Genomic DNA, 12,189 nt, shown 5'->3' with positions numbered 1-12,189 from the left:
GGGCGGGAGGCCCGGGGGCTCGGGTCAGGACGCGCGTTCCCGCGACGGGGGGTCCGGGTCCTCGCGGCGCAGACGCCGGTCCAGCGCCATGGAGAGCTCGGCGTCCACCACCGCGCGGGCCAGGGGACGCAGCTGCGGCGGCTCGGCCTCGTCGCCGTGCGCCCGGAGAATGCCGACGAACAGCTCGGCGAGCGCGTCCGCGTGCTCGCGGACCTGGCGGCCGGCCGAGAGCACCGTGGCGAGCGGTATCCCCTCCCGGACCAGCTCCGCCGACACCTCCAGCAGGCGGCGGCTGATGTGGACGATCTCGTCGCCGTCGGCGGCCAGGTAGCCGAGGTCGAGCGCGGCGGCCAGATTCTCCGGGGTGACCTCGCCCTCGAAGTAGTCCGCGAGCTGTTCGGGGGTGAGGCGGACCGGGGTCTCCTCGGTCGGCTCGCCCAGGCCCAGTACTTCGGCGACATCGCGACCGCTCTCGAAGGTGCGGGCGAGATCGGCGATGCCGGTGAGCGTGTGGCCGCGTTCCAGCAGGCCCGCGATGGTGCGCAGCCGCGCCAGGTGGTGGTCGTCGTACCAGGCGATGCGCCCCTCGCGGCGAGGCGGCGAGATCAGCCCGCGCTCCCGGTAGAAGCGCACGGTCCGCACGGGGATGCCGGCCTCCCTGGCCAGCTCCTCCATCCGGTATTCACGGTGCTCGCGTCCGTCAGCCACACCCGCACCCTATGTTGTACCGCCGGTAACTTTCCCTTGTCGCCCCCTACCCATCGGTACGGAGCTCGTCTACTCTCCCAACAATGCCAGTGATTGCTGGCAGAGTCGTGTGACGTACCGCGGGAGGGGCAGCATGGCCCAGCACGAGCACGTACGAGTGGCGGTGATCGGATCCGGATTCGGGGGCCTCGGGGCCGCGGTCCGGCTGCGCCGCGAAGGCATAACGGACTTCGTCGTCCTGGAACGGGCCGGCTCCGTCGGCGGCACCTGGCGCGACAACAGCTATCCGGGCTGCGCCTGCGACGTGCCGTCCCACCTCTATTCGTTCTCGTTCGCCCCCAACCCCGAGTGGCCGCGCACCTTCTCCGGGCAGGAGCACATCCGCGCCTACCTGGAGCACGTGGCGGACACCTTCGGGCTGCGTCCGCACCTCAGGCTGGGCCATGAAGTGCTGCTGATGAGCTGGGACCGCGACGCGCTCCACTGGGTCATCGAGACCGGCAACGGGGCCACCTTCACCGCCGATGTGGTCGTCTCCGCGACCGGGCCGCTCTCCGACCCGAAGACGCCCGACATCCCCGGACTCGACAGCTTCCCCGGCAAGGTCTTCCACTCGGCCCGCTGGGACCACGACTACGACCTGACCGGCAAGCGCGTCGCGATGATAGGCACCGGCGCCTCCGCCATCCAGATCGTGCCCGCGATCCAGCCGAAGGCAGGCAGGCTGACGCTCTTCCAGCGCACCCCGCCCTGGGTCATGCCGCGCATGGACCGGAGGATCAGCGGCGCCGAGCGCTGGCTGCACCGCACGCTCCCCTTCACCGGCACCGCGCGCCGCGGACTGCTCTGGGGCATCAGGGAGCTGCAGGTCAGCGCCTTCACCAAGCGCCCCAACGAGCTGGGCGTGATCGAGTCGATAGCCAAGTCCAACATGGCGCGGTCCATCAAGGACCCTGCGCTGCGGGCCAAGTTGACCCCTTCCTACCGCATCGGCTGCAAACGCATCCTGCTCTCCAGCACCTACTACCCGGCGCTCGCCCGGCCCAATGTCGATGTGGTCGCCTCCGGCCTGGCCGAGGTGCGCGGCTCCACGGTCGTCGCCGCCGACGGCACGGAGACCGAAGTCGACGCGATCATCTTCGGCACCGGCTTCCATGTGACCGACATGCCCATCGCCGAGCGGGTGGTGGGCGCGGAAGGCATCACGCTCGCCGAGTCCTGGAAGGACGGCATGCAGGCGCTGCGCGGCGCGAGCGTGTCCGGCTTCCCCAACTGGATGACGATCATCGGCCCCAACACGGGACTAGGGAACTCCTCGATGATCCTCGTGATCGAGTCCCAGCTGAACTACATGGCCGACTACCTGCGCCAGTTGAACGTCCTGGGCGGTCGCGTCGCACTCGACGCGCGCCCCTCGGCGGTCGGGGCCTGGAACCGGCGCGTCCAGGAGCGGATGAAGCGCACGGTGTGGAACGTCGGCGGCTGTGACAGCTGGTACCTGGACGCCAACGGGCGCAACACCACGGTCTGGCCGGGCACCACCACCGAGCTCCGCAAGGTGACCCGGCAGGTCGACCTCACGGAGTACGAGGTCGTCAGGACCCCGAAGAAGGCCGCCGCGCCCGGGGAGCCCGCCACGGTGAAGGCCGTCGCCGAGGAGGTCGTGCGATGAGCCGGCTGCTGCGGCGGGACGACGCTCCGCCCACCCCCGTGCGCGAACTGACCGCCCTCTCCGCCGACGGCGCGCGCATCCATGTCGAGGTGCACGGGCGGGAAGGCGCCCCCGCGGTGGTCCTGTCGCACGGCTGGACCTGCAGCACCCGCTTCTGGGCCGCGCAGGTCCGGGACCTGGCGGTGGACCACCGGGTCGTCGTCTACGACCAGCGGGGCCACGGCCGTTCGCCCGCTCCGGGCCGCGAGGGGTACAGCACGGACGCCCTCGCCGACGACCTCGAAGCGGTGCTGGCCGCCACGCTCGGACCGGGTGAGAAGGCCGTGCTCGCCGGGCACTCCATGGGCGGCATGACGATGATGGCCGCCGCGCGGCGGGCCGGACTGCGCGAGCACGCGGCGGCCGTACTGCTGTGCAGCACCGGCAGTTCGCGGCTGACAGCCGAGTCACGGGTGGTGCCGTTGCGGGCCGGCGCCGTCCGGACCAGGATGACCCGCGCGCTCCTCGGGTCGCGCGCCCCGCTCGGACCGGTCACACCGGTCTCCAGGCGGATACTCAAGTACGGCACGATGGGGGCGGGTTCGGCCCCCGACCGGGTCGAGACCTGTGCCCGGATCGTGCATGCGTGCCCGCGGGCGGCCAGGGTCGCCTGGGGGCATGTCCTCGCGGAGCTCGATCTCGACGCGGGGGTGAGGGAGTTGCGGGTGCCCACGGCGGTGATCGCGGGTACGGAGGACCGGCTGACGCCGCCCGTGCACGCCCGTGCCATCGCGGCGGCGCTGCCCGACTGCCTGGGGCTCACCGAACTGGCGGGCATGGGCCACATGACACCGGTGGAGGCGCCGGAGGCGGTCACGGCGAAGCTCCGGGAACTCGTCGCCGCGTACCTCCCGGTGGGTGAGGTCGGCGCGGACGGTGTGGACGGTACGGCCGAGAGGGAGGATGTCGCATGAGCGACAGGCGGATTCTGGAAGGACAGGTCGTCGTCGTCACGGGCGCGGCGCGTGGTGTGGGCGAACTGCTGGCCCGCAAGCTCTCGGCGCGCGGCGCCAGGCTCGCACTGGTCGGCCTGGAGCCGGACGAGCTGAAGAAGGTCTCCGAGCGGCTTCACTCGGAGAGCGACCACTGGTTCGCGGACGTCACCGACCACGCGGCGATGGCGCGCGTCGCCGAAGAGGTCAAGGAGCGGTTCGGGAAGGTCGACGTCGTCGTCGCCAACGCCGGGGTCGCGGCGGGCGGACCGTTCCTCGACTCGGACCCGGAGGCGTGGCGGCGGGTCATCGAGGTCAATCTGATCGGTGGCGCGGTGACGGGGCGGGCGTTCCTGCCGGTGCTCATGGAGAGCCGTGGGTACTTCCTGCAGATCGCCTCGCTCGCGGCGATGACACCGGCGCCGATGATGACCGCTTACTGCGCGTCCAAGTCCGGCGTGGAGGCGTTCGCACACAGCCTGCGGGCCGAGGTCGGCTACCGGGGGGTGAAGGTCGGGGTCGGATACCTGTCCTGGACCGACACGGACATGGTGCGGGGCGCCGACCAGGACGACGTGATGCGGGAGCTGCGGCAGCGGCTGCCCTGGCCGTCGAACCGTACGTACCCGCTGGGACCGGCGGTCGACCGGATCGTGGCCGGCATCGAACGGCGCTCCGCGCATGTGTACGCACAGTGGTGGCTGCGCGGGATGCAGTCCGTACGGGGCTACCTCCCGTCGGTGATCGGGGTCGTCGGCCAGCGCGAGATGCAACGGTTCGGGTCGCGGCTGGAGGGTGTGAGCAAGGCGCTCGTCGGTGCCGGAGGGGCCGCTGACCAGGACGCACGGGCGGTGCGCACGCAGCGTAAGTGATCGAAATGCGATGCATGCCGGGGCGTGTAACTCTGGTCGAGGTCCTTACGGACCGTCCCCCACGCACCACTAGGAGTGAACAGCATGGGTATCGCAGACCAGTTCAAGGACAAGGCGCAGGAGCTCGCCGACCAGGCGAAGCACAAGGCGAACGAGGGCAAGGGCACGGGCACGGGCACGGGCCGGGAGCGGATGCAGGACCCGTCCGGCCGGACCTCGAAGACGTCGCAGCAGGGCCGTGACCGCGCCCAGCAGGGCCGCGACCGGGCCCAGCAGGGCCGCGAGAGGGCCCAGCAGGGGACGGACGACGCCCGCGAGCGCTTCGACCGCTGACGCCTTCGCGACGCTGCGCGTTGTCTGAGTGAGGGGCGCGCCCGGATACCGGGCGCGCCCCTTGCGTGTGGCATGGATCAGGGCTTTCGGGGGACCGCCCCCGGGCGACGGCCGTAGGCCGGCTCCCGGCCCGGTGCGCCAGGCCGCTCGGGTCGGTGTTCGCCGCGCGGCACGACGGCGCGCGGCACGACGGCGCGCGGCACGACGGCGGCCCGCCCGCCGCTGCCCGCGGGACGGGTCGGGCATCCGCACTCGGCGGGTACGCCGTCCCGCCTTCCCGGCGTCCCGCCGTCCCGCCTTCCCGCCTTCCCGCCTTCCTGTCGTCCCGCCTTCCCGACATCCCCCCGTCTCGCCGTCCCGCCGTCCCGCCGCCCCGCGTCCCACCGTCCCGCCACAACGTCACCGCGGACGGCGTCCTGGCAGGTCAGCGCGTGGGACGTCCCCTGAGTGCGTCACTTCTCCGGTACTTCTGGCAGCTCTCGCTCCCCGCCCCGCAGTCTTGTTGGCGAACCGGCCGACGCGGTCGGATCCAACTAGGGGGAAGGCAAAGAGAATGCGAACCTTGACGAGGACGTTCGTCGGTGTCACCACCGCCCTTGCGATCGCCGGCGGAGGCGTGGCGGCTGCGGGTACCAGCTTCGCGGCGTCCGGGCAGACCACGAAGCCGGCAGTGAGTTCCGAGGCCGTCGCCCCGCTCGCGGTGGTCAACCTCGGCCTCAACGCGACGCAGGCCAAGAAGCTCCAGCGCCAGCTGAAGGCCAACTGGGGCTACAAGGGCAAGATCGACGGGCAGCTCGGCACCGACAGCTGGAAGGCGATGCAGCGCTGGCTCAAGAGCTCCTGGGGCTACACCGGCAAGATCGACGGGCAGGTCGGGAGCGGCACGGTGAAGGCGCTGCAGCGCTTCCTCAAGAAGTACTGGGGCTACAAGGGCAAGATCGATGGAATCGCCGGATCGGCGACCAAGGCCGCGTTCGCGCGGTCCTGCGACTCGCTCTGAGCCGAGCCCGTCGCGGTGGACCCGTCGTACGCACCGGAGGGCAGGCTGCACCACCTCCGGTGCGTACGGTCCGCGCGGCGGCGCGGGACGCCCTCGGCCCGTCGTCCTCCGGATGCCGTCGGTCCGAGGGCGACCGCGTCCGGGGCGAGCAGGGGCCGCAGCCCCCACCGAACCGAGCGCCCGCACGCCGACGCGCATGCCGGTGGTCCGGGTTCAGCCGGTGAAGCACTCGCGGCGTCTGCCCGGAACGTCCAGGCAGATCCTGGTGCTGGTCCGGTTGTCGCCGGAGGCCATCGGGGTCGCCAGATACCGCCCGGCGTCGAGACTTCCTTCGGCCGTGACCGACTGCGTGCGCCCGGCCGGCAACGACAGCTCGACCCGGTCGCCCGGCACCAGGCCGGTGGCCCGGACCCACACGGCGTGGCAGAGCTCGGCATGGCGGAGTTCCAGGCGCCGTCCGCCGGAGGCGGTGTGAGTGGCCAGGGTGGTGATCATCCCGGCCGCGCCGCAGCCCATGGCCACGGGGCTCTTGCCCTCGCAACTGTCGCCCCTGCAGCCGACGTTGCGTACGGGCGGCTCCGTGCCGGTGCGCGCCTGCTCGTCCGGGCTCCCGCCGGTGAACGCGAGTACGGCCAGGCAGGCCGCCACCACCCCGGCGACGGCCGCGGCGACCGCCCACCACCGCACGCCCGCGCGGGCAGCGGCGGCGGGCGGGACGGGGGAGGGAGCGGGGCGGTCCGGCGTCTCCGGCTCCCTCGGCGCGGACACGGGCCGTGCCCGGCCGCTCCATTCCGCGTCCGCCAGCTCCCAGAACGCCAGCAGCCTGCCGGGTGGCGTCCCGGTGAGCGCGCACAGCGCCTCGACCGCCTGGCGCGGTGCGGGCTTCTTCCCGTTCAGGTACCGCTCCCAGGACGACTTGCTGTACGGGGTACGGGCCGCCAGCGCGGCCAGGCTCAGACCCGACCGTTCCCTGATGCCCCGGAGTTCCTCCGCCAGTTGACCGCCCGCGGTGGAGGCCGTCATCTGCGCAGCTCCCTCCAGGTGTCCGGGCCGATGATGCCGTCGACGACCAGGTGGTGCGCCTGCTGGAATTTCTTGGCGGCACCCTTGGTCCGCTCGTCGTACAGTCCGTCGAAGACGCCGGGGCTGAAACCCTGCTCACGCAGCAGGCACTGGGCCTCCACCACGTCGAAACCGGTGCTGTTGATGTCGAGGAGCATCTCGCGGGTGTCACTGTGCCCCGCCCGCAGCTCACCGTCCTGCCGCCGTACCGCGCACTTGTAGGTCTGGCCGCGCAGATACCCCGCTCCGACCGCCACGGGACCGGTCTTCTCCGCCGGGGCTTCGTCGTCCCAGCCCCGTGCCGTCAGCACCCCGGCCCCGAAGGCCACGGCGACGGCCAGGGCCACGGCGGCGAGCGTCCACCCCAGCGGCACCGTGCGGCCTGGTCGTACCGACGCCGAGGCCGAGGTCGAGGCCGACGCCGACGCCGACGCCGACTCCTGGTCCTGGTCCTGGTCCTGGTCCTGGTCCGGAGTCTGCTCCCGCCCCTGTTCCTGTCCCTGCTCCTGGTCCTGAGCAGGCGAGGAGGGCTGCGCGGGCCTCGTGGGTGACGACGGTTCGTCCGCCCGCCCGGGTACGGGCGCCTTGGCGCGGGCCCGTTCGGCGACGTCGTACAGCACGATGAGCCGCGTCGGCTCCGTGCCGCAGACCCGGGCCAGCTCCTCGACGGCCTTGCGCGGCACGGGCTTCTTCCCGTTCAGGTACCGCTCCCACGAGGAACGGCTGTAACTGGTCCGGCTCGCGAGGGCGGCCAGGCTCAGATCGCTGTGATCCTTCAACCTGCGCAACTGGACGAGCAGTTGGCGTTCACTGTTGGATGTCTCTGCGGGCAGCTCTTTCCATCGCGGCATGCGAATTCCCCCGATGCATTCGGGCAGTTGCCATAAATAGTGCGGCATCGTGGCCGGGCAGGAGAAGGCGTGGCGTGTCGGCCACGGTCCCCGTTCTGTGGTCGCACCCCACAACGACGCGCCTCAGCAGGTCAGGGCGTGGAACGTCCCACACCGGCCCGGGTCGGCCCCGGCTGCGGCCGTACGAAAGTTGGCGCATCGGAGTCGTTGCCGAACCCGGGTCAGGTCTGCTGCCGTCGGCCCGCGCGAAGGGGGGCGGGGGTCCGGCGCCGACCGACTGCGGACCATGCTGCCCTCAAGGGGCGAGTTGATCAGAGCCCGTTGGTGACCAACAGTTGAGAGCTGAGGGTGCGGTACGCCCATTGCTCCCACTTGGCCGGTGGCCACGCGCGGTCGCGGGTGAGGAGCAGGAAGAGCTCCGGGCTGAGGACGGCGTAGGTGATGTCCGCCGCCTCGTCGGCGGGGATGTCGGGGCGGGCGCCCGGCTTCTCCGTCAGGGACTTCGCGGCAGTAGAGATCACTGTGTACCGCGGGTCCGACTGATCCGGCCACAATTCCCGGATCTCCGGGTTGGTCGCTGTCGCGGCGCGGACCATCTCGTCGATGGCCGCGACGCGTTCGAGTGTTCCGCGGGTGCCGGCGACCAATGCGGCCAGTGCGGACTCGGCGGCAGGCGCGGTCATGACCTTCGCGAACCAGGGCCGATCCATCGTCGGCACGGGTTCGTCGTCGCCCGCGATCGCGACGTCGACAAGTTCCTTGAGCAGCGAGGACTTGTTCCGAAAGACGAAGTAGATCGTCTGCACCGCCACGCCTGCCCGGTCGGCGATCTCCTGCAGCTTGGTCGCCCCGTAGCCCTGCTCGACGAAGAGCGCGCCGGCTGCCTCGATGATCCGTCGCCGCGTTTCCTGGGCCTTGTTGCCCTGCTTCCCCTTGCCCTCGCGCATGACTGGAGTCTATATCTAGAGTTGAACTCTAGAGGTCGACTCTAGTCAGGGGAGGATGTGCCGTGCGCACCATCGCCAACCGGCAGCAGGCAGAGGCATGGAACGACTGGGAGGGCATCCACTGGGCCGAGCACCCCGAGCGCTACAACGGGATGATGGGCGCGTTCGACGCGCCCCTGTTCGCCGCCGCGGGCATCGAGGCCCAGGACCGGGTCCTCGACGTCGGCTGCGGCACCGGCCAGACGACGCGCCTTGCGGGGCAACGGGCGTACAACGGGCGCGTCGTGGGAATCGACCTGTCCGCGCCGATGCTGGAACGCGCCCGCCGTGACGCAGCCGCGGAAGGCCTTGACAACGTCACCTTCGAGCAGGGCGACGCACAGGTGCATCCGTTCGCCGACCGCGGGTTCGATGTCCTCATCAGCCGTGGTGGTGTCATGTTCTTCGCCGACCACATCGCAGCCTTCACCCATCTCGGACGTGCGCTCGTGCCGACCGGCCGGCTCGCGTTCCTCGGCCCGCAGCCCGCGGGCCCGGACAGCGCTTACGCCCGTGCGACCGCCGCGCTCTCACCGTTCCTGCGCGAGGCATCCCCCGCTTCCAGGGGTATGGGGTCGCTCCTCGACCCCGCGCGCTTCCGACAAGTGCTCGCCGCCGGCGGGTTCGCCGACATCGAGGTGGCTCCGGTCGAGGCGCCCATGACCTTCGGCGCCCACGCGGACGAAGCCGTCGACTTCCTCTTCTCCATGGGCCCGACCCGCCACAACCTGCGCGATGTCGACCCGGGAACCATCACCCGTGTCCGCGCCGAAGTGCGCGACGCGCTCGCGGAGTTCGAGACCGCGGACGGTGTCTGCATCCCCGGTGCGGTCTGGATCGTCACAGCGACTCGTGAGCGCGTCCCGTCGAGCAAGTGACGCATTGTTCCAGATGTGATCAGCAGGGGGCCTGACGCCGGAGCGCCGAAGGCGGCTCCGCGCGCCCCGCAGACGGCCGTCCGCCGCTGCGGGGCCGCTCAGTCGAAGGGAACGGCGTCCGCCGGGGAGGTGTGCCAGTTGGTGACGATCGGGTCGTCGACCGTAATGGTGCCGACCTGGAGGGAAACCGGGTCGGGGTCGTTGTCACCGACGGCGACGATGATGCTGTCCAGTTCCTTGCCGCCGTTTCCGCCGGCGGTCTTCGGGTTCACCCCGGCGTAGGCGGTGGTGCTCCCGCTCAGCGTGATCTGCGGGCCCACGGACTGCTCCGCAGGACCCGCCTGGGTGCCGTCGGAACCGAACGCCACGGTCGGCAGCGCGGCCGGCAGGACACAGGTGATACCCGACTTCGCCTTCGCGATCACCAGGATGTATCCACCGCCCTGGGTCTCGGACTTGGTGCTCCAGGAGATGTCGTTGGCGCCGCAGACCTGCCCGACCGGCTCGCGCTTGCCGTTTCCGGTGTCGGCGCCGGAACCGGCCCCGTCCTTGGTTCCGTTTCCCTTGCCCGTCGTCGCGTCGGAGCCCTTGTCCGTGCCCTGACCGCTGCCCGCGGCCGACGAGGCGGACGGGGCGGTCGAAGCGGCGGACGAAGAGCCCTGCGCGGCGCCGGTGTCGGTGGTCGTGTCCGTGTCCTGGCACGCCGTCATCAGCAGGGCGCCGCCCACGACGGCTGCGGAGACGAGGAAGGCCTTGCGACGGTTGCCGGACATGAAATCCCCTTGGTGATCATTGTTCGAGGCCGAAGTGGTTCCGGCTTCTCGCTGCTTGCTCGACCACTATGAGGGGGCTGCGGGGCGAAAGGGCCCGGCGTCTTCGTCTCAGGACAACGCTGTCGCAGACCGGTGACATGATCACGAAGTGGAAAACCCGGGCTCGACCCCGAGCAGGTCATCCGTCTCGGCTCCGCTCGTCACGAGGCTGTCGGGCCCGCGGTTCGAGCCCGGCCCTCTCGAACCGGACCCCGTTCGGGGGCTGTTAATCTGCGGCGATCCATTCTTCCTTTACCGGACTCATACCGGTCCCTCACCAACAAGAGGTTGCGCATGCGCGCAGGCAGATCCGGCTTCGCGGTCGTGGTCGCGGGAACGCTCGCTCTGGGGGCATTCACCGCGCCGTCCGCGCAGGCGGCGGACACCGGCGTCAAGGTGTCGAACCTGGTCCTGAACAAGGGCAAGTCCATCATCGTGGGTACGTCCGCAGAGGTCACCCCCACATTCACGTACCACGTGTCGTGGCCGTCCGGCCTCAAGCAGTCCGACGTGAACACCTCCCTGTTCCTCTACCACGACACCACCCCCGCCAAGGCCTCGGAGCGCGGGGCCATCTACATGGGGCTCACCGCCTGTCAGGACGGCTCCGTGGCCGCCGACTGCGAGGGGCACCTGTACATCGACCCGCGATACACCCTCGACTCGAACAACGACGCCACGACCTGGAAGAGCGCCGTCTGGGTGCGCATCTGGAACTCGAAGGGCGGGCTCAAGAGCGAGGAGTTCCTGCCTCTCTCGCCCACCGTGCGGGTCAAGCGTGCGGCGAAGGTCACCGTCGACGCCTCGCCCGAGCCCGTCGCCAAGGGCGGCAAGCTCACCGTCACCGGCAAGATCACCCGCGCGGACTGGGTGAAGCACAGTTACACCGGCTTCGGTGGCAAGGCGGCCAAGCTCCAGTTCCGCAAGGCCGGTACCAGCACGTACAACACGGTCAAGATCGTGAAGGCGAGCTCGACCGGCTCCCTGAAGACCACGGTCACCGCCTCCGTCGACGGCTACTGGCGCTGGACCTTCGGTGAGACGGACACGACCGGCGGCGCGACCGCGGCCGGCGACTACGTCGACGTCAAGTGACGGTCTCCTTCATCCCGGCCGTGCCGTCCCGGTAGCCCCGGGTCGGCACGCCCGGCTGCTGGAGCGCCGGGTGGGACAGCCCTGACCGATGCCCGGTCGGCCGGGCCGTCTCGCCCGGCGCACAACACCACTGCCCGCGGGCCAGGGCGCGTATCGGGTTGTGAGCTGGTCGATCTGCCGGATTCGGCTTTGTGACGGGGGCCGATCACGATCCGGAGCGGCGCCGCTCCCGCCCCCAACACCGCCCGTGGATGAACAATGGTGACGGGGCGTCAGTGGAACACGATGGCGTGGCCGCCGGCGATGCTCGCCCGGCATGCCTGGTAGAGCGCGTACCAGGCGAAACGCTCTGTCTCGAACGGTCCGTCGGTTGCGGGACCCACAGCCGGTTCGGTCCCCTCCGCGCCGGAGGGAACGCCCTTGTCGTCGAGGCTGATGCCGATCGAAGGTGCGATGCCCGAGAGTTCAGCCAGCAGGCGCTGACTCGATCCGACCATGCCGGCGCCCTCGACCTCCGCCTCGGCGGGGAGGAAGAGCGGATCGTCGAAGTCGACCGGCACGTAGTAACCGTCACTGTCGGAGTGACAGAGCAGATGGGAGGCGAACATCGACATCTCGTCCCGGATCTTCTCAAGATCGCGGTCGTACTGGCGCTCGCTGACCGCCGGGGCCGGCGTGATGGGCTCGCCGAGGTTCGTGAGCACCAGGATGCGGCGCAGCTGGGTCAGGTACCCGTAGGGGAACCCGCCGGAGAAGGTATGGGCACGGGCCGGATCGGTGATCTCCGGCTCGTGCCAGCTGATTCCCTCCGTCATGAGCGCCCGGCCGAGGCGGGCGAACGAACGGCGGTGATGGTCGAGCCCCTCGGCGTCATTGCGCGCCTGGTCGTAGAGGAGCCCGACTGATATCGAAAGTCCCATGAGCCGGAGTGTAGGGACGACCTCTGACA

General features: G+C 70.7%; 13 protein-coding genes. 7 read left to right on the top strand and 6 right to left on the bottom strand.

Annotated elements, in window-relative coordinates:
• Window positions 1-24 precede the first annotated feature (24 nt).
• Entirely contained in the window at window positions 25-675 is a 651-nt protein-coding gene (locus ACIQCZ_RS20245; protein WP_402284178.1) for a MerR family transcriptional regulator, read from the bottom strand.
• 166 nt (window positions 676-841) lie between these two features.
• Between ACIQCZ_RS20245 and ACIQCZ_RS20240 the strand changes: the two genes are divergently transcribed.
• The 5 genes from ACIQCZ_RS20240 (at window position 842) to ACIQCZ_RS20220 (ending at window position 5,556) form a co-directional block, all read left to right on the top strand.
• Complete coding sequence (locus ACIQCZ_RS20240) at window positions 842-2,380, top strand: flavin-containing monooxygenase (protein WP_402283838.1); 1,539 nt, start codon at window positions 842-844, stop codon at window positions 2,378-2,380.
• Window positions 2,377-3,333 (top strand): alpha/beta fold hydrolase, encoded by a 957-nt coding sequence (locus ACIQCZ_RS20235; protein ID WP_402283836.1) that lies wholly within the window; start codon window positions 2,377-2,379, stop codon window positions 3,331-3,333. Before ACIQCZ_RS20240 ends, ACIQCZ_RS20235 begins: the two co-directional genes overlap by 4 nt.
• A complete protein-coding gene (locus ACIQCZ_RS20230; protein WP_376287002.1) occupies window positions 3,330-4,223 on the top strand; it encodes an SDR family oxidoreductase in 894 nt (297 codons plus the stop codon). The genes ACIQCZ_RS20235 and ACIQCZ_RS20230 overlap by 4 nt, the downstream gene beginning before the upstream one ends.
• Before the next feature lie 84 nt (window positions 4,224-4,307).
• Window positions 4,308-4,556 carry a hypothetical protein gene (locus ACIQCZ_RS20225; RefSeq protein ID WP_402283835.1) on the top strand — a complete coding sequence of 83 codons (249 nt, stop codon included), beginning with the start codon at window positions 4,308-4,310 and terminating at the stop codon, window positions 4,554-4,556.
• A 553-nt stretch (window positions 4,557-5,109) separates the two neighbouring features.
• Window positions 5,110-5,556 carry a peptidoglycan-binding domain-containing protein gene (locus tag ACIQCZ_RS20220; protein WP_402283834.1) on the top strand — a complete coding sequence of 149 codons (447 nt, stop codon included), beginning with the start codon at window positions 5,110-5,112 and terminating at the stop codon, window positions 5,554-5,556.
• Window positions 5,557-5,769: 213 nt separating this feature from the next.
• Here ACIQCZ_RS20220 and ACIQCZ_RS20215 read toward each other — a convergent pair whose 3' ends face one another.
• The 3 genes from ACIQCZ_RS20215 to ACIQCZ_RS20205 form a co-directional block, all read right to left on the bottom strand.
• Window positions 5,770-6,579 carry a helix-turn-helix domain-containing protein gene (locus tag ACIQCZ_RS20215; protein ID WP_402283833.1) on the bottom strand — a complete coding sequence of 270 codons (810 nt, stop codon included), beginning with the start codon at window positions 6,577-6,579 and terminating at the stop codon, window positions 5,770-5,772.
• Complete coding sequence (locus tag ACIQCZ_RS20210; RefSeq protein ID WP_402283831.1) at window positions 6,576-7,469, bottom strand: helix-turn-helix domain-containing protein; 894 nt, start codon at window positions 7,467-7,469, stop codon at window positions 6,576-6,578. The genes ACIQCZ_RS20215 and ACIQCZ_RS20210 overlap by 4 nt, the downstream gene beginning before the upstream one ends.
• Before the next feature lie 311 nt (window positions 7,470-7,780).
• The gene (locus ACIQCZ_RS20205) at window positions 7,781-8,416 is read right to left on the bottom strand and encodes a TetR/AcrR family transcriptional regulator (RefSeq protein WP_402283829.1); all 636 of its coding nucleotides are present in this window, start codon (window positions 8,414-8,416) and stop codon (window positions 7,781-7,783) included.
• 62 nt (window positions 8,417-8,478) lie between these two features.
• On the opposite strand from ACIQCZ_RS20205, the gene ACIQCZ_RS20200 reads away from it, so the two are divergent.
• Window positions 8,479-9,333 carry a class I SAM-dependent methyltransferase gene (locus ACIQCZ_RS20200; RefSeq protein ID WP_402283827.1) on the top strand — a complete coding sequence of 285 codons (855 nt, stop codon included), beginning with the start codon at window positions 8,479-8,481 and terminating at the stop codon, window positions 9,331-9,333.
• A gap of 98 nt (window positions 9,334-9,431) precedes the next feature.
• On the opposite strand, the gene ACIQCZ_RS20195 is transcribed toward ACIQCZ_RS20200, so the two are convergent.
• Complete coding sequence (locus tag ACIQCZ_RS20195; RefSeq protein WP_402283825.1) at window positions 9,432-10,106, bottom strand: DUF4232 domain-containing protein; 675 nt, start codon at window positions 10,104-10,106, stop codon at window positions 9,432-9,434.
• Window positions 10,107-10,439: 333 nt separating this feature from the next.
• Between ACIQCZ_RS20195 and ACIQCZ_RS20190 the strand changes: the two genes are divergently transcribed.
• Window positions 10,440-11,240 carry a hypothetical protein gene (locus tag ACIQCZ_RS20190; RefSeq protein ID WP_402283823.1) on the top strand — a complete coding sequence of 267 codons (801 nt, stop codon included), beginning with the start codon at window positions 10,440-10,442 and terminating at the stop codon, window positions 11,238-11,240.
• A gap of 272 nt (window positions 11,241-11,512) precedes the next feature.
• Here the strand turns inward: ACIQCZ_RS20190 and ACIQCZ_RS20185 are convergent, their stop codons facing one another.
• Window positions 11,513-12,160, bottom strand: coding sequence for a hypothetical protein (locus tag ACIQCZ_RS20185; protein ID WP_402283821.1), 648 nt, complete (start codon window positions 12,158-12,160; stop codon window positions 11,513-11,515).
• Between the last annotated feature and the right edge of the window lie 29 nt (window positions 12,161-12,189).

It is taken from the genome of Streptomyces sp. NPDC093149, from assembly GCF_044754145.1.
Classification (GTDB): Bacteria; Actinomycetota; Actinomycetes; order Streptomycetales; family Streptomycetaceae; genus Streptomyces.
The sequence above is the reverse complement of the archived record's forward strand: the minus strand, read 5'-3'. Positions and strand labels throughout refer to the sequence as shown.